Below are 17,275 nucleotides of genomic sequence, written 5' to 3'. Positions count from 1 at the left end.
CTATCACTCTGGATATTCAACGTCTTTTTCTTCAATAACTTCCCCGTCTCGGACAATTTTATAAGACGCTTTTTCATTTTCATCAACTAAAACATCGAATGATTCTTTTGTTGTTTCAGTAATCGTTAGTTCTTTAGCAGGAACCGACATATCGTTATCTGCATCTTCGATATAAATTTGTACTTTTTGCGGCTTTGGCTTTTCCTCTTCTGTTTCAGTGGCATCGCCTGTTTCCGTTGCGTCGCCTTGTTCCGTGCTTGCTTCGGTGTCAGCCTCTTCTTTATACGGAATGGTAACATCCACTGACACCGTTTGAGGAGCTTTTGGCTCTTTGCCCATTGAGACCGTAATGGTGAGCTTATCACCTTGCTCAATACTCTGCTCCGCTGCAGGCTTTTGAGACATCACAAGACCTTTTTCAACAGTGTCGGAATACGCTGTTTTTACGTCCACTTCAATATCTTCATCTGATGCATAATCTTTTACGCTTTTTTCCGTCCAGCCCGAGAAATCCTTTAATGCAATCTTCGGCGGACCTTTACTTACCCATAGCGTAACCGTTGTATCTTCCGGCACAACTTGTTCGGTTTCTTTAGGCGTCTGATCTGTAATATTGCCTTTTGGTTCTGTGCTTTCAACTTCGATGGATTGGATATCTTTATAATTCTGCTTTTCTAACAGACTTTTTACTTCCGTAAAGCTTCTTCCAATGTACCGGTTAAATGCTTCTTTTTTCTTTCCTGTACTTCGATAAATAATGACGTTAGAGCCTTCTTTGATCACGTCTCCCGCTTCTGGCATCGTTTTAACCACGTCGCCTTCTTCCACCTCATTATCAGATATATCTTTAGGATTCTTCACTTTAAAGCCTAAAGAAACTAAATCGGTTACAGCTGATTCATAATCTTGATTATGTAAATCAGGAACCTTTACGTCTTTTGGCAGTAATAAAGCCGGAATGAATGTAACGGCGGCTACGCTAGCAGCTGCCAGCAGCAAAAAAATTAAAACAAGCGTTACAATCAGCTTGCTTTTGCCTTTTTTCTTTTTCTTCTTTTTTTTCTTCGGCTTTACTTCTTCTTCTTCTTGTTCTTCGCGCTCTAAGTGAGGTGGTTTTCTCACAGGTACGTGCGTTTCTTCGGATTCAACAAAATCCTCCTTAATAACGGGAATGGCTCTTGTCACTTCTTCATCATCAGGCACCGTAAATCTTTGTTCATTATAACGATTTGGATGAACAGCAGACTGTAAATCCGCTTCGAGTTCTTCGACGGAACTGTATCGGTAAAATGGATCTTTAGTTGTTGCTTTTAATACAACATTCTCCACGCTTTGAGGGATAGATGGATTCCACCTTTTTGGAGAAGGTGTTTCTGTCTGTAAATGTTTTAATGCAATTGACACAGCCGATTCCCCAGAAAAAGGGACTCGACCCGTTAGCAATTCAAATAGGACGATGCCAAGCGAATAAATATCAGAACGCTTATTCGCAAGCCCTCCCCTTGCCTGTTCAGGAGATAAATAATGAACAGAGCCCAAAACAGAATTAGTATGCGTAATGGTTGTAGAACTTAGTGCTACGGCAATGCCGAAGTCAGTAACTTTAATGGTATCATCATGATCAATTAAAATATTTTGAGGCTTAATATCCCGGTGAATAATTCCGTACTGATGAGCATGGGCAATAGCTGATGTAATCTGCGTCATAATATGTATGGCTTTATCAAGAGATAATGGTGATTCTTGCAGAATGTATTGCTTTAATGTCATACCCGGTACATATTCCATGATGATATAGTAAATATCTTCTTCTTCTCCAACATCATAAATGCTGACAATATTAGGATGAGCAATACTCGTAGCAGATTGAGCTTCTCGATGGAAACGCTTTATAAACGCATCGTCACTTGCAAAGTCTAAACGAAGCACTTTAATTGCCACATCACGATCCAAAATCATGTCGCGACCTAAATAGACGTTTGCCATTCCGCCTCCACCAATTACTTGCAATACCTTATAACGGTCGTTTAGCCGTCTACCTATTAGCAACACTCTCACCCACTTTCAGATGTAAAGTCCACAATTGCAAGTGTAATATTGTCTTCTCCACCAAGCTCATTTGCTAATTGAATCAGGCTCGTACCCTTTTCGTGAAGTGATGAACTTGTTGATAACGTTTCGTTCAGCTTTTGTTCCGTTACCTTATTTGTCAGTCCATCTGAACATAATAATAATCGATCTTCTTTTTCCACTTCAATTGTTTTTACATCTAAACTAACATTTTCTTCGGTACCTAGTGCTCGCAATAAGATATTTTTTCGCGGATGATGTTCAGCATCTTCTTTTGTGATTTGACCATTTTTTACGAGTTCATTCACAAGAGAATGATCTTCTGTTACTTGTTGAAATCCATATTCATTGGAAATATAGCACCTGCTGTCTCCTATATTACCAATCGCACAAAACGTATCGGCGCATAAAGCAAGTACAACTGTCGTACCCATGCCTTTACACTCTTCATGCTCCTGAGCATACCGATAAATATCTTGATTAATTTGGGAAACATGCGTACGAATCCACTGCGTCGCCTCATCAGGAGACGTTACTTTGTTCGCTTCTTCCCACGCTATTTGCAATTTTTGAACCGCCATCTCACTGGCGATGTCGCCAGCTCGATGACCTCCCATACCATCAGCCACAATTGCAAGCAGCTGATTATGCTGGTTCAAAAATACCCCTCCGTTATCTTCATTGTGTTGTCTAACTCTCCCTCGGTCTGTCATGAAGACAGTTGCCATACAATCACCTCGTCTCTTCTTTACGCTCCTTCGCACGTAATTGGCCACAAGCTGCATCGATGTCATGACCTTGCTCACGTCGAATAGTCACGTTAACGCCACGCTTTTTAAGCGTACGTTCAAATGCAAAAATCTGTTCACGCGGTGTACGAACATAATCACGCTCAGGCACATAGTTTACCGGAATCAAGTTCACGTGACATTTAACGTCTTTAATCAAATCCGCTAATTCCTCCGCATGCTCTACTTGATCGTTTACTCCTCCGAATAGACCATACTCAAAGCTAATACGTCTTCCCGTTTTATCCGTATAATATTTAATGGCTTCCATCAAATCAGGAAGTTTATACGCGCGGTTAATCGGCATTAAGCGTGAGCGGATGTCATTGTTTGGAGCGTGAAGTGAAATCGCAAAATTGATTTGCATTTTTTCATCAGCAAACTTATAGATTTTTGGAATGATTCCACTTGTCGATACTGTGATATGACGTGCACCAATATTTAATCCATCATCACTGTTAATTGTTTTTAAGAAGCGCATCATTTCATCATAGTTATCAAATGGCTCCCCAATACCCATAATTACGACAGAGCTCACGCGTTCTCCTTGTTCATCTAGCGCTTTTTGTACTTTTACTACTTGCGCTACGATTTCTCCAGCTTCTAAGTTACGCTTTAAACCTCCAAGAGTAGACGCACAGAACGTACAGCCGATGCGACAGCCAACTTGAGTTGTTACGCAGACAGAATTTCCGTATTCATGACGCATAAGCACCGTTTCAATCGTATAACCGTCATGGAGTTCGAATAAAAACTTCATCGTGCCGTCTCCAGACGTTTGCTGAACAACTGTTTTTAATGTCGTTAATGCAAATTTGTCTTTTAATTGTTCACGTAATCCTTTAGATAAGTTTGACATATCGTCAAAGTCCGTTACGCGTTTAACATATAACCAGTCAAAAATTTGTTTAGCACGGAACTTCTTATCACCATGTTCCACTAACCAATTTTCTAGGTCGTGCATTTCTAATGAATAAATAGATGGTTTTTGCGTTTTTTCTTCTGCTTTTGCTTTTCTTTTAGCTACTTCTTCCATTTTTACACCTTCTTCTGTAAACATGCAATATAAAATCCATCGCTTTGTGCATCTGGCAGCAATTGAATTTCACCATGTTTTACGTTTTGTTTAAGTCTTTGCGGCATGCGTGCAGCAAGCGTTTCGTCTTTTTGAAAATCAGCATGATCTGCTAAAAATGCTGCTACAACATCCCCATTTTCATCCCGATCAATTGTACATGTACTATATACGAGGGTCCCACCTTTTTTTAATAAAGGCGCAACCGCATTTAAAATATCTTGTTGAATACGCGCCAGCTGCTTTACATCCTGCTCAGTTTTTGTATATTTCAAATCAGGTTTACGTCTCATCACACCAAAACCTGAGCACGGGGCATCTACTAAAATGCGGTCAAACATTTCTTTATCAAACTGTTCACCGGCTTTGCGGCTGTCTTGAACCGTTGGCTCAATATTGGTAAGATGCAGACGCTCTGCCTGCTGGGCAATCAGCTTTACTTTATGGTCATGAATGTCCAAGGAAATAACTCTACCACTGTTTTTAAGCTGCTCTGCAATATGAGTTGATTTTCCTCCCGGTGCAGCACAGCTATCTAAAATCAGCTCTTCTGCTTCTGCGCCTAGTGCATGAGCTACTAACATAGAGCTTTCATCTTGAACGGTAAACATTCCTTCACGAAATGCTTGTGTATGAGCTGCATTTCCTTTTTGAACTTCTAGCGCTTCTTCTACAAAATGGCCTGGTTCTACAACAATACCTTCTTTTTCTAGCGCTTCTTTTACTTCATTTTGCGTAAAGCGTGCACTGTTTACTCGGATTGTTTGTTTAGGGGCCATTAAATTAGCTAAACAGATTCCGCGTGTTTTGTCCAATCCATATTGTTCCACCCAGCGTTTTACAAGCCATACTGGATGACTCGTTTCAATTGCCAAGCGCTCCACAGGATTTTGTATTTCTTCTAAAGAAGGCGTGCCGCTGCGCTGAATATTTCGTAAAACGCCGTTTACCATTGAGGCAATTCCTTTGTGACCACGTTTTTTAGCAATTTCTACTGCTTCATGAAGGATTGCCCGGTCAGGTACTCGGTCTAAATACATCATCTGATAAAGAGATAAACGAAGCAGCACTCGCACCCAAGGCTGAAGTTTTTTGGGATTTTTCAAGAAAGGGGCTAACCCGTAATCTAACGTATCGCGTCTTTGAATCGTTCCATACACGATTTCCGTTAACAGCCCTGCATCTTTCCCTTGAATACCACGTTTTTGTATACTGTTATTTAACAATAGATTGCTGAATGCCTGATTTTTTTCAATAGCTAGTAAAATATCTAAAGCTATGTCTCGAACGTTGTACTTACTCATTGACATCCCCTAATACTGTTCCGACTTCAACAGATGTACCTCGTAAATACTGCGCTGCATCCATACGTTTTTTTCCAGCCGGCTGAAGTTCCGTCACTTTAATAGCTGTTTCATTTCCAGTTGCTACTACAAATCCGTCCTCTTCAAGTGATAAAACGGTACCCGGTTTGCCTGATGCGGATACTTTCTCTCCCCACCAAATTTTCATGACTTGACCGTCTGCTGTTGTATAAGCAACGGGCCAAGGATGAAGTCCGCGGATATGATTATAAATTTCTTCTCCTGTACGGGCCCAATCAATTTTCTCTTGTTCACGCTTAATATTAGAAGCAAATGTCGCTTCGCCATCGTTTTGTTTAACCGGCGTAATTTCACCTTTCACAAGAGAAGGAATGGTTTCTGAAAGCAATTTTGCACCAGCAGCGCTGAGTTTATCGTGAAGTGTGCCCACGTGATCACGTTCTTCAATCGGAACTTCTACCTGTGTTAAGATATCACCTGCATCTAATTTTTCTACCATATACATAATTGTAACACCAGTTTTCGGCTTACCTTGTAGAATTGAATAGTGAATCGGCGCGCCTCCGCGCAGTTCAGGTAACAGAGAAGCATGTACGTTAATACAGCCGTATTTAGGCGCTTCTAAAATAGGAGTTGGTAAAATTTGACCAAAAGCCGCTGTTACAATTAGGTCAGGCTCATACGCTAACACTTGCTGATATTCTTCTTCTAAACGAATCTTTTCTGGCTGCAGTACAGGTATTTCATGTTTTAACGCCTCAACTTTTACAGGAGGAGGTGTTAATACGCGCTTGCGTCCTTTTGGTCGGTCCGGCTGTGTAACCACTGCGACCACTTCATATCCATCTTTAAGTAATGTTTGTAAAACCGGCACTGAAAAATCCGGCGTTCCCATAAATACGACTTTCATCGTGTAAAACCTACCCTTCTAGTTCATCCTCTTCGTAATACTTTGTTACTTTTTCCGTGAACAATACACCGTGTAAGTGATCAATTTCATGTTGAATGGCTCGTGCTAAAAAACCTTTTGCTTCTATAAAATAAGGTTTTCCTTTACGATTTTGCGCACGTACTTTCACATAATCAGCTCGAGCCACGTCACCAAAAAGGCCCGGAAAACTTAGGCAGCCTTCTGGACCGATTTGTTCGCCTCGTTGCTCAATAATTACCGGATTAATTAACTCAATTTTACCGTGTCGATCGTCCACGTCTACCACTGCCACTTGCTGCAGAACTCCTACTTGAGGAGCAGCTAGACCCACACCGTCTGCTTCAAGCATTAAATCATACATGCCGTTTAGTAATTTCGCTAATTTATTATCAAAGTTTTTAACGACTTCACACTCTTGTTCAAGTACTTCATTAGGATGGTAAACAAGCTTAAGCTTAGCCAAATAGGCACCTCCTTTATTCTTTCTATTTATATCCAAAAAGCTTCTTCTTTAACGCCATCAAGACGACTAGTTACATCATCGAGTATGGATTCAAATCAATTGTAATCGTTAAATTTTCCTTCTGCATTTCCGCTTGATAACGTTCTAATATATATTTCAACAGCGGAATCAGGCTTGGTTCCAGCTTGTATTTTAACATGCATTGATAGCGATATCTATCTTTTATCTTAGCAATGGGAGATGCGACTGGCCCTAAGATCGTTGTTTGCGGCGAAAGTTTCTGACCCAGATACTGCGAAATTTTGTCTGTAACAGACACCACTTTTGCAATATTTTCATGAGATACGGTGACAAGCGCCAAGTAAAAGAAAGGCGGATATTTATGCATTTTACGAATTTCCATCTCCTGCTTATAAAACGCATCGTAATCATGCTGACTCGCAAGTTGAATGCTGTAGTGCTCAGGCGTGTACGTTTGAATCACTACTTCTCCTGGAAGCTTGTGGCGTCCTGCTCTTCCGCTTACTTGTGTTAAAAGCTGAAACGTTTTTTCAGATGCACGAAAGTCAGGTAAATTCAGCATCGTATCTGCTGTTAAAACGCCTACAAGCGTGACGTTTGGAAAGTCTAGCCCTTTGGCAATCATCTGCGTCCCTAGTAAAATTTGCGCTTCTCCACTTGCAAACTTGTTCAGGAGCTTTTCATGCGCGCCTTTTCGGCTTGTCGTATCAACATCCATTCGCACGACTCTAGCCTCAGGCAGCACTTTTGTTAATTCTTCTTCCACTTTTTGTGTACCAGATCCAAAAAAGCGGATATGTTCGCTGTGGCATTCCGGGCACTCAGTGTGCACATGTTCTTCGTGTCCGCAGTAATGGCATTTTAATTTATTTTGATAGCGGTGATACGTTAGTGAAATTTCACAGTGCTCACATGTCGGAACGTAACCGCAGTCCCTGCACATAACAAAAGAAGAATGGCCTCTTTTATTTAAAAATAAAACGATTTGCTCTCCTTTTTCCAAACGGTTTTTCATCTTTTCAAACAGCATAGTTGAAAACATAGAGCGATTGCCGCTGCGAAGTTCCTCTCTCATATCAACAATATCCACCGACGGCATCGATGACTTATTCATTCTTTGCTTTAACGTCAGTAGCTTATATACACCTTTTTGCGCTCTTGCAAAGGACTCAAGCGTTGGTGTTGCACTTCCTAAAATGACTGGACACTGATGATGCTGCCCTCGGTAAATGGCTACATCTTTTGCATGATAACGGGGGTTTTCTTCTTGTTTATAACTCGTCTCATGTTCTTCATCGATAATAAGAAGGCCTAAATTTTCAAATGGAGCAAATACAGCAGAGCGGGCCCCTACCACAACGGATACTTCTTTTCGCTGAATTTTTCGCCATTCATCGTATTTTTCTCCAGTAGACAAGCCGCTATGAAGCACAGCAACTTTTGAGCCGAACCGCTCTTTAAACCGCTTGACCATCTGAGGGGTAAGTGAAATCTCCGGAACAAGCATAATCGCTTCTTTTCCTTTTTTTAATACTTGATCAATCGATTGGAGATACACTTCTGTTTTTCCGCTTCCCGTTACTCCATACATTAAAAACACATCGTGAAGATTTTCTTCGATGTCCTGCAGAATCGGTGCGATTGCCTCAGCTTGTTCATCGGTCAATTGAAATGGCTTTGACGGTGTAAAGTATCGATCTTGATAAGGATCACGGTATATTTCAATTTCCGTTTCCTCTAAGAGTCCTTTGTTAATCAGCGCTTTTATAGGAGCGGAGGTAATCTGCAAATCTTCCGCTATTTCTTTTATGGCTACTTCTTCATTTCGCTCGAGCATAAAAGACAGCACTTGCTTTTGCTTTTCTGCCTGCTTATTTAACTCGTTCATAAACTGTTGAATGTCTTCAAGGCTTTGATTCAGTTTTACGCCTTTTGCCGTTTTTTTGTTTCCTTTGTTTTTCACCACGTAGACGACTTCAATTAGACCTTTTTGAATATCACGGTGAAAAGCAGGAGCAGCGGCTGTTTTTTCCACTTCACTCCACTTCAGCGAGGATCTTGACTGAAAAAACGGCTTGACTTGCTCATGAAGCTGTTCGTATGCCTCTTTTGAAAGGAGTGACAGTTCTTTATCATATTTTGCTTTCATCGCCGCAGGCAGCATGACTTGAAAAGCCGATATCATAAAACAAAGCGTTTTTTCTGTTAGCCAGTGCCCAATCTCTAACAGTTCAGGAGTCAGAACCGGCGTTAAATCAAGCAAGTCAGCGATTGGTTTAACACGCTTAACTTCAGCCTCTTCTTTAAGAGCCACCACAAACCCTTGAACTTTTCTTGGACCAAACGGAACGACAACTCGCATACCCGGAACAATGATTCCTTTCCATTTGTCAGGAATGGCGTAGTCAAAAGCTCGATCTGTTTGTTTAGCAGCCACGTCCACAATTACACTAGCTACACTCATTTTCTCCGCCCTTCTAACATTTCCTTCACTTCTTTTAACACCTCGGTAGCTACATCGTGTTTTGAAAGAATGGGAAGTTCTTTAGACTCTCCGCTTCGCTTATAGAGCGTCACAATATTTGTGTCCGTCCCAAACCCTGCTCCTTCTGTCGTCACGTTATTGGCTACAATCATATCCAAGTTTTTAGATGCAAGTTTCTTTTGTGCATATTCATCCACTTGTTCTGTTTCTGCTGCAAAGCCGACTAAAAGCTGGTGTTCTTTTCGCTCTCCAAGCGTGCGTAAAATATCTGGTGTTCTCTCTAGCTCTAATACTGCTTCACCAGGCTGCTTTTTCATCTTTTGATCAAACACATACTTTGGTCGGTAATCTGCCACTGCGGCTGATTTAATGACAACATCTGCTTCATGATAGCGCTGCATAACAGCTTCAAGCATCTGCTGCGCGCTTTCAATTTGAACAACCTGCACCCCTTTTGGATACTCTAAATTCGTCGGTCCCGTTACAAGTGTTACCGATGCACCTAACTTAGCAGCTTGTTCTGCAAGAGCATAGCCCATTTTCCCAGTAGAGCGATTGGTGAAAAATCGGACGGGATCAACGCGTTCTACCGTAGGTCCTGCTGTAACCAATACATTGATACCGTCAAAGATTTTTTGTGTATCTGATACTTTGGAAAAATAAGAGCCGATTAGTGAAACAATTGTTTCTGGCTCTTCAAGACGACCTTTTCCTACATAACCACATGCCAAATACCCTTCTCCTGGTTCTACAAAAGAGTAACCAAATGATGAAAGAGTGCTCATATTTTTTTTAACAGCGGGATGATCGTACATATGAACATTCATTGCAGGCGCAATCCACACAGGTGCAGTAGCAGCAAGCAGCGTTGTGGAAATCATATCATCTGCAAGACCATTTGCTATTTTCCCTATCATATTAGCCGTAGCAGGAGCCACTAAAATTAAATCGGGCCAATCGGCTAAATCAATATGTGCAATCACAGATGGATCTTTTTCATCAAACGTATCTGTATAAACTGGGTTTCGAGACAGAGCTTGAAACGTAAGCGGCGTTACGAACTCGCGTGCTGAAGCAGTCATCATTACTTTAACTTCCGCTCCTGCTTGTACTAATTTACTTGTTAAAGCTACGGCTTTATATACGGCGATTCCGCCGCTAACACATAATAAAATTCGTTTTCCCTTCATCATTATGCCCCCATCTATTTATCCCGCTCAACCAGCATCCGCTTGTTTACTCGGGTAACTATCTAAAGCTTTTCAATTCAATTATTATACCATTTTTGTAGTGAGACATTCACTATCCTGCTTGAATACAAACAAAAGCATCAAAAAAATAACAACCTATAAAGTAGGTTGTTATTTTTTCACTTACTGATGTTTAGAATCTTCTTCTGCTACACCTTGCTTATAGCTTAATTGTTCAGCATTAATTTCTTCTAAAGCACAGCCTACAAACTTATAAGAAACCGGCTTTTCAATCGGCGTATCATTGTGAAGCTGTAATTGACGAGCGCGTTTTGCAGCTACTGTCACAAGCGTGTACTTAGAATCTAATTTTTCCATTAGGGAATCAATTGATGGATAAAGCATGTTTATTCTACCTCCAGCATTCTTTTATAGCGCGCAGAAATACGATCACGACGGCAGTGTTCAGCCGTTACGATAGCACGGATGCGAGCACAAGCATTTTCTACTTTGTCATTTTCTACAACATAATCGTAGGCGTCCATAAGTTCAATTTCTTCTTTTGCCACGCGCATACGGTTATTGATTAAGTCTTCTGTTTCAGTACCGCGGTTTACGATACGACTTTTAAGCTCTGATAAACTCGGCGGTGCCAAGAAGATGAACAAACCTTCTGGAAATGCTTCTTTCACTTGAAGAGCACCTTGCACTTCAATTTCTAGAAATACGTCTTTTCCTTCAGATAACGTTTGTTCTACATAATCAACCGGGGTACCGTAGTAGTTGCCTACGTATTCAGCCCACTCTAATAATTTCTTGTTTTCAATCATGCGCTCAAACTCTTCGCGTGGTTTGAAGAAATAGTCAACGCCGTCTACTTCACCTTCGCGGGGCTTTCTTGTTGTTGCAGAGATAGAATACTGCAATTTAATGTCTTCTTGCTCAAACAATGCTTTTCGTACCGTTCCTTTTCCAACACCTGATGGTCCGGAAAGAACAATTAATAAACCTCTTTCAATCATCGGTTCAAGTGACCTACCCTTCTAATAATTCTTCTTTGTTTATAAGTCGCTGCGACACAGTTTCTGGCTGTACAGGAGCTAAAATAACATGATCGCTATCCATAACAATAACAGATCGTGTTTTACGTCCTTGCGTTGCATCTATTAAAGAGCCTCGATCTTTTGCATCTTGAATAATGCGTTTGATTGGAGCTGATTCAGGATGAACGACAGAGATTATACGATTAGAAGAAATAAAATTTCCAAATCCAACGTTCACTAATTTACCGCTCATAAGAAGCCTCCTGCTATACCAATATAATCTTTATCTTACACGAAGGCTATTCAATATTTTGAACCTGCTCTTTTATGCGTTCTAATTGTGCTTTCATACTAATAACATACTGAGCAATAGTACCATTATTTGCCTTCGCACCGATTGTATTCATTTCACGATTCAGCTCTTGAACAAGAAAATCCAGCTTGCGTCCCACTGAATCAGGTGTATTTAATGCTTGAATAAATTGTGAAACATGACTTTGAATTCGCGTAAGTTCTTCGCTAATATCTGCTTTTTCAGCAAAAATAGCTACTTCAGTCAGCACTCGCTGCTCATCGAAAGTACCTTCTAAATAGTCGCTCAGCTTTCTTTTAATACGCTCGCGATATTGTTCAGCAACTTCAGGAGCAAGCTGTGTAATTTTTTCGCGAATGTCTTGAATGTCCTGTAAGTATCCCATTAAATCGTGATACAGCTCTGATCCCTCTCGTTTCCGCATATCCACTAACTGATGAACAGCAGCTTCAACGGCTTCAAAGATTGCACCATGAATACTCGTCTGATCAGCTTCTTCTTCATAAGTTGTCATCACTTCAGGCATGTGTAAAATGTCTTGAATTTGAACAGATTGTGACAGCCCGTGCTTTTCTTTTACTTGCTGCAACGCATTCATGTATTCATCAAGCAGCTGCCAATCCGTCTGCAGTTTCTTTTTTGCCATTTCTTCACCTGAAATAGTAACAAATACTTCTACTCTACCACGTTTTATGTATGTTTGAACGATTTTTTTTATTTTATCTTCAATTTCAATTAATTGTCTTGGCATACGGATAACAATTTCACAAAAACGATGATTAACAGACTTCATTTCCACTGTTACTGATCGATTTTCCACTTCCGCTTTTCCGCGGCCAAAACCAGTCATACTTTTTATCATTATCATCACATCCACTATGTACATCTTACATAAAAAGTATCGTAAAAGAAAGTGTTAGCAAAAAAAAGAAATCTCTCTTCTTTATTCAACCTGTAAAGGCTGCCTTCATGAGTTTTCTCATTTGGGACAGCCTGTATTAAAGTATAGCACAATTTATGAAGGTTTTCTTGTTAAAAGTGAACCAGCAAGTAAAAAAGTTGGAAGGCTTGCAAGTCCTAAAATAACGAGCCATTCCCGCGGTGCAATGGCCATTGTATGGAAAATAGGCTGCAGCGGCGGATAGTAGATGGCCACCAGCATAAGGATAATAGATGAAATAACAGCCCCTACAAGATATAAGTTCTGAAATGGATTCCGATCAAAAATTGATTTTTCACTTCGGCAGTCAAATACGTGAATAAGCTGTGCCATGACAAGTGTGGCAAATGCAATCGTCTGAGCATACTGCAACCGATCTGGGTCATTGTCGTAAACAATCATAAACGCAGCAAGTGTAGCAGCTCCAATTAAAAATCCACGGCTGACTACTTTCCATCCTAATCCTCTTGCAAAAATACCTTCGCGCGGATGCCTTGGATGGCGCTTCATCACGTTGTCCTCTGGCTGGTCTAAGCCAAGAGCCATCGCAGGCAAACCGTCTGTTACTAAGTTTACCCATAGTATCTGAATGGGCACTAGCGGAAGCGGAAGTGCTAAAATCATCGCAAAGAGCATAACTAAAATTTCTCCTACATTTGATGCAAGCAAGTAACGGATAAACTTCCGAATATTTTCATAGATATTTCGCCCTTCTTTGATCGCTGATTTAATAGTGGCAAAATTATCATCAAGCAAAACGAGTGAAGACGCTTCTTTTGCTACGTCTGTCCCGGTGATGCCCATCGCAATTCCTATGTCTGCTGCTTTAATAGCCGGTGCGTCATTTACGCCGTCGCCCGTCATCGCTACAATGTGATCTTTTGCTTGAAGAGCTTTAACAATTTTAAGCTTATGCTCAGGTGATACCCTTGCATATACATAAACATCATCTACTACTTCTTCTAGCTCTTCCTGCGTCATTTTGGATAAATCCGTTCCTTCCAAGACTTGACCGTTTTTCGGTAAAATTCCGAGCTGTTTTGCAATCGCCTGTGCTGTAATAACGTGGTCACCTGTAATCATAACGGTTTTGATGCCTGCGTCTCGGCATTCTTTGACCGCTTGCTTGACCTCTGGTCTTGGCGGATCAATCATTCCTTGAAGCCCGAGGAAAGTCAGGTCTTTTTCTGCTTCCTTCTCTGTATGAACGCTCTCATGTTCTCCTAACGGTCGATATGCAATAGCAATGGTTCGAAGCGCTTGGCTAGCTAACTGATCAATCGCTCCTTTTACTTCATTATGAACCGTTACCGACAGCGTTTGTTGTCTGCTTTCCCACAAAATATTTTTGCTGTTTATAAGCAGCACATCCGGAGCACCTTTTGTTATCACATAGCGTTTATGAGATGCGTCTTCAATGACTACACTCATCATTTTACGCGTTGAATCAAATGGAAACTCTTCAATAATCGTAAACTGCTTTTGAATATTTTCTTTTGTCAGCCCCGCTTTCATCGCGGCAACAAGCAAAGCCGCTTCAGTAGGATCCCCGTCGATAACATATTCTTTATCTTTTCTCGAGATGGACGTTTGATTGCAAAGCAGACCAAACACCAAAAGCTGCTGAAGCGGTTTTTCACTCCGTGTATCAACTTCTCTTTCCTCTCGTGAAAATACGCCCGTAGGTTCATACCCTGTCCCTGATACTCTCCACGTCATTCCTCCCGACCAGAGGTGGGTAACCGTCATTTTATTTTGCGTCAATGTGCCCGTTTTGTCTGAGCAAATGACTGACGCGCATCCTAGTGTCTCAACAGCAGGAAGTTTGCGAACAATGGATCTTTGCTTAATCATGCGCTGTACACCAAGAGATAGCGCCACGGTTACGATGGCAGGAAGACCTTCGGGTATGGCAGCAACAGCTAAGGAAACTCCCGCTAAGAACATACTGTATAAATCATGCCCTTGCAGCACACCAATCCCAACAACTAATACAGTAAGTGCAAGAGCTACAACAATTAAAATTTTGCCCAATTGCTCTAACTTCCGTTGAAGAGGAGTAATCATGGCTTCAGCATTTTGAAGTAAATCAGCAATTTGCCCCATTGCTGTTTTCATTCCAATCCCTACAACGATACCTGTTCCGCTTCCTCTGGTTACAAGGGTACCCATAAACGCCATATTGTCCTGATCTCCAAGCGGCACTTCATCTCCTGACAATGCTTTTATTTGCTTACCAACAGGCAAAGACTCTCCCGTAAGCGCTGATTCTTCAATTTCTAGACTTTTGGCTTCCATAATCCGAAGGTCAGCTCCAATACGGTCTCCGCTCGAAAACTTTACAACGTCTCCTACCACCAGCTCTTTAGATGGTAACTTAACCCATTTCCCTTCACGAATGGCTGCTACTTGAGGAGCCGAAAGCTCTTTTAATGCATGAAGAGATTTCTCTGCTTTTCTTTCTTGGAAGAACCCGAGAAATCCATTAATTACCACAATAGCAATGATAGCAATTGCATCGATGTATTCTCCTAAAAGCCCTGAAATAAGCGTGGCAGCTAGTAAAACCAGTACCATAAAATCTTTAAACTGCTCTAGAAACACAAGAATGGCTGGTTTTTTCTCTCCTTCAGTCAATTCATTAAACCCTTGTTGCTGCTGACGTGCTTTTACTTCTTTGTGTGTAAGACCATGCTGCCTGTCTGTTTTTGTTACTTCTACTATTGCTTTTTCACCTAATTCATACCATTTCATTGCATCTTTTCACACCCTTTTATTTGTAAATGCACCTATTAGATTGTTACAATCTTATATCGTATGCTTATTCAGACTCGTCCTAAAAAATGCTATACTTTTCTATAGGACAATTTTCAATTACTTAAGGATGTGAGCACTGTGTCATTTGATGGTATTTTTACATATGGCATTTTACAAGAATTATCTGAGACCTTGGTTTCAGGACGAATTTCAAAAATATATCAGCCGTTTCCAAACGAGTTGATTTTACAAGTACGCGCTAAAGGTGAAAACCGCAAACTTTTAATCTCAGCTCACCCTAACTATTCACGCGTTCATTTTACAAATGAGCCCTATGAAAATCCATCTGAGCCTCCTATGTTTTGTATGCTTCTTCGCAAGCATTTAGAAGGAAGCATTATTGAACAAGTGTATCAGCTTGGATTAGACCGCATTTTAGTCATTGAAACAAAAGGACGAAATGAAATTGGCGACGTGACGTACAAGCAGCTTATTATTGAAATCATGGGAAGACATAGTAATGTTGTACTTGTAGATAAAGAAAAACAAACGATTATCGACAGTATTAAGCATGTTCCAATGGCCTTGAACAGGCATCGTACGCTTCTACCCGGAGCTCCTTACGTACTGCCTCCTAGCCAAGATAAGCTTCATCCATTTGAAGCGGACGAGGAAACCGTGGTTAAAAAAATTGATTTTAATAGCGGAAAGCTAGCTAACCAGCTAGTGCAGACCTTCTCAGGGCTTTCTCCTTTAATTGCAAATGAAGTAGTGTTTCGCTCTGGCTTAGCGAATCGTTCTACCCTTCCAAAATCATTCGTCGAAACCATGACGCTGATCAAAGAAGGTCAGTTTACACCGACTCTGACAACCGTTAATCAAAAAGACTATTTTTATTTACTCGAATTAACGCATTTAGAGGGTACGAAAAAAACGTATGCAACTATCAGCGAGCTTCTTGACCGCTATTACTACGGGAAAGCAGAGCGAGATCGTGTAAAGCAGCAAGCGCATGATTTAGTACAGTTTATTTCCACCGAGAAAAAGAAAAATGAGAAAAAAATAAAAAAACTTGAGCAAACGCTGCAGAATGCAGAAAAAGCATCTGATTATCAGCTAGCCGGTGAACTCCTTACGGCAAATTTACACCTTGTCAAAAAAGGAGATGCGAAAGTGGATGTTATTAATTATTACGATGAAAATAGCGGTACACTTACGATTTCATTAGATCCGCAAAAATCACCGTCTCAAAATGCTCAAAGCTATTTTACAAAGTATCAAAAAGCGAAAAATTCCGTTTCGATTGTAATCGAACAGATTGAAAAAGCAAACGAAGAAGTACAGTATTTTGAATCACTTATTCAGCAAATGGATACTGCTACTCACAAAGACATTGCCGAGATTCGCGAAGAGCTTGTGGAAGAAGGATATTTGCGCAACCGTCAGCAAAAGCAAGCAAAAAAACAAAAAAACACCACGCCTACACTTGAACAATACGTTTCAAGCGACGGCACGACGATTTTAGTTGGAAAAAACAATAAGCAAAATGAGTATTTAACAAATCGCCTTGCTGCTCGTGATGACGTTTGGTTTCATACGAAAGATATACCGGGTTCTCACGTTGTTATCCGCAGCCAAGAGCCTTCAGAAGAAACAATTTTAGAAGCGGCTCACCTTGCTGCTTACTTTAGTAAAGCCAAGAATTCAAGTTCGGTACCAGTGGACTATACAAAAATTCGCCACGTAAAAAAACCAAGCGGTGCTAAACCTGGTTTTGTGACGTACGATAATCAGCAAACGGTGTACGTAACGCCTAGCGAAGAACTTGTACTGAAGCTGCGCCAGTCATAACAAAAACCCCCTTTCTATATAGG

At 40.8% G+C, this 17,275-nt stretch carries 14 protein-coding genes; 1 reads left to right on the top strand and 13 read right to left on the bottom strand.

Features of this window, described 5'->3' with window-relative positions:
- Nucleotides 1-3 precede the first annotated feature (3 nt).
- The 13 genes from pknB to AC1VNJ_RS03300 form a co-directional block, all read right to left on the bottom strand.
- Complete coding sequence (gene pknB / locus AC1VNJ_RS03360; protein ID WP_482640361.1) at nucleotides 4-2,049, bottom strand: Stk1 family PASTA domain-containing Ser/Thr kinase; 2,046 nt, start codon at nucleotides 2,047-2,049, stop codon at nucleotides 4-6.
- 5 nt (nucleotides 2,050-2,054) lie between these two features.
- The gene (locus AC1VNJ_RS03355; RefSeq protein ID WP_028411452.1) at nucleotides 2,055-2,798 is read right to left on the bottom strand and encodes a Stp1/IreP family PP2C-type Ser/Thr phosphatase; all 744 of its coding nucleotides are present in this window, start codon (nucleotides 2,796-2,798) and stop codon (nucleotides 2,055-2,057) included.
- 4 nt (nucleotides 2,799-2,802) lie between these two features.
- Nucleotides 2,803-3,894, bottom strand: coding sequence for a dual-specificity RNA methyltransferase RlmN (gene rlmN, locus AC1VNJ_RS03350; protein WP_028411453.1), 1,092 nt, complete (start codon nucleotides 3,892-3,894; stop codon nucleotides 2,803-2,805).
- 2 nt (nucleotides 3,895-3,896) lie between these two features.
- Nucleotides 3,897-5,237 carry a 16S rRNA (cytosine(967)-C(5))-methyltransferase RsmB gene (rsmB, locus tag AC1VNJ_RS03345; RefSeq protein WP_028411454.1) on the bottom strand — a complete coding sequence of 447 codons (1,341 nt, stop codon included), beginning with the start codon at nucleotides 5,235-5,237 and terminating at the stop codon, nucleotides 3,897-3,899.
- On the bottom strand, nucleotides 5,230-6,168 hold the full coding sequence (fmt, locus tag AC1VNJ_RS03340) for a methionyl-tRNA formyltransferase (RefSeq protein WP_028411455.1): 939 nt from the start codon (nucleotides 6,166-6,168) through the stop codon (nucleotides 5,230-5,232). The genes rsmB and fmt overlap by 8 nt, the downstream gene beginning before the upstream one ends.
- A 10-nt stretch (nucleotides 6,169-6,178) precedes the next feature.
- On the bottom strand, nucleotides 6,179-6,652 hold the full coding sequence (def, locus tag AC1VNJ_RS03335) for a peptide deformylase (RefSeq protein WP_013084828.1): 474 nt from the start codon (nucleotides 6,650-6,652) through the stop codon (nucleotides 6,179-6,181).
- Between the two features lie 70 nt (nucleotides 6,653-6,722).
- Nucleotides 6,723-9,137, bottom strand: a complete 2,415-nt coding sequence (priA, locus tag AC1VNJ_RS03330) for a primosomal protein N' (protein WP_028411456.1) — start codon at nucleotides 9,135-9,137, stop codon at nucleotides 6,723-6,725.
- Nucleotides 9,134-10,351: a bifunctional phosphopantothenoylcysteine decarboxylase/phosphopantothenate--cysteine ligase CoaBC gene (coaBC, locus tag AC1VNJ_RS03325; protein ID WP_221817790.1), complete on the bottom strand. Its 1,218-nt coding sequence runs from the start codon at nucleotides 10,349-10,351 to the stop codon at nucleotides 9,134-9,136. The genes priA and coaBC overlap by 4 nt, the downstream gene beginning before the upstream one ends.
- A 180-nt stretch (nucleotides 10,352-10,531) precedes the next feature.
- The gene (gene rpoZ / locus AC1VNJ_RS03320) at nucleotides 10,532-10,753 is read right to left on the bottom strand and encodes a DNA-directed RNA polymerase subunit omega (RefSeq protein WP_013058926.1); all 222 of its coding nucleotides are present in this window, start codon (nucleotides 10,751-10,753) and stop codon (nucleotides 10,532-10,534) included.
- Nucleotides 10,754-10,755: 2 nt separating this feature from the next.
- A complete protein-coding gene (gene gmk, locus AC1VNJ_RS03315; protein WP_013058927.1) occupies nucleotides 10,756-11,370 on the bottom strand; it encodes a guanylate kinase in 615 nt (204 codons plus the stop codon).
- Between the two features lie 13 nt (nucleotides 11,371-11,383).
- The gene (locus AC1VNJ_RS03310) at nucleotides 11,384-11,644 is read right to left on the bottom strand and encodes a DUF370 domain-containing protein (protein ID WP_013084831.1); all 261 of its coding nucleotides are present in this window, start codon (nucleotides 11,642-11,644) and stop codon (nucleotides 11,384-11,386) included.
- Between the two features lie 46 nt (nucleotides 11,645-11,690).
- Nucleotides 11,691-12,566, bottom strand: a complete 876-nt coding sequence (locus tag AC1VNJ_RS03305) for a YicC/YloC family endoribonuclease (RefSeq protein WP_028411458.1) — start codon at nucleotides 12,564-12,566, stop codon at nucleotides 11,691-11,693.
- 153 nt (nucleotides 12,567-12,719) lie between these two features.
- Nucleotides 12,720-15,398 carry a cation-translocating P-type ATPase gene (locus tag AC1VNJ_RS03300; RefSeq protein ID WP_221817791.1) on the bottom strand — a complete coding sequence of 893 codons (2,679 nt, stop codon included), beginning with the start codon at nucleotides 15,396-15,398 and terminating at the stop codon, nucleotides 12,720-12,722.
- A 141-nt stretch (nucleotides 15,399-15,539) separates the two neighbouring features.
- On the opposite strand from AC1VNJ_RS03300, the gene AC1VNJ_RS03295 reads away from it, so the two are divergent.
- A complete protein-coding gene (locus AC1VNJ_RS03295; protein ID WP_028411460.1) occupies nucleotides 15,540-17,252 on the top strand; it encodes an Rqc2 family fibronectin-binding protein in 1,713 nt (570 codons plus the stop codon).
- Nucleotides 17,253-17,275 lie beyond the last annotated feature (23 nt).

Source organism: Priestia sp. 3CA3, from assembly GCF_056836725.1.
Note: the sequence above shows the minus strand (reverse complement) of the source record. Positions and strands in the feature narration are given on the sequence as shown.

Excerpts from the sequence above, each read along its gene's own strand:
- AC1VNJ_RS03355 (WP_028411452.1), bottom strand. The coding sequence starts at position 2,798 with ATGGCAACTGTCTTCATGACAGACCGAGGGAGAGTTAGACAACACAAT.
- rlmN (WP_028411453.1), bottom strand. The coding sequence starts at position 3,894 with ATGGAAGAAGTAGCTAAAAGAAAAGCAAAAGCAGAAGAAAAAACGCAA.
- rsmB (WP_028411454.1), bottom strand. The coding sequence starts at position 5,237 with ATGAGTAAGTACAACGTTCGAGACATAGCTTTAGATATTTTACTAGCT.
- fmt (WP_028411455.1), bottom strand. The coding sequence starts at position 6,168 with ATGAAAGTCGTATTTATGGGAACGCCGGATTTTTCAGTGCCGGTTTTA.
- priA (WP_028411456.1), bottom strand. The coding sequence starts at position 9,137 with ATGAGTGTAGCTAGTGTAATTGTGGACGTGGCTGCTAAACAAACAGAT.
- coaBC (WP_221817790.1), bottom strand. The coding sequence starts at position 10,351 with ATGATGAAGGGAAAACGAATTTTATTATGTGTTAGCGGCGGAATCGCC.
- rpoZ (WP_013058926.1), bottom strand. The coding sequence starts at position 10,753 with ATGCTTTATCCATCAATTGATTCCCTAATGGAAAAATTAGATTCTAAG.
- gmk (WP_013058927.1), bottom strand. The coding sequence starts at position 11,370 with ATGATTGAAAGAGGTTTATTAATTGTTCTTTCCGGACCATCAGGTGTT.
- AC1VNJ_RS03310 (WP_013084831.1), bottom strand. The coding sequence starts at position 11,644 with ATGAGCGGTAAATTAGTGAACGTTGGATTTGGAAATTTTATTTCTTCT.
- AC1VNJ_RS03305 (WP_028411458.1), bottom strand. The coding sequence starts at position 12,566 with ATGATAAAAAGTATGACTGGTTTTGGCCGCGGAAAAGCGGAAGTGGAA.
- AC1VNJ_RS03300 (WP_221817791.1), bottom strand. The coding sequence starts at position 15,398 with ATGAAATGGTATGAATTAGGTGAAAAAGCAATAGTAGAAGTAACAAAA.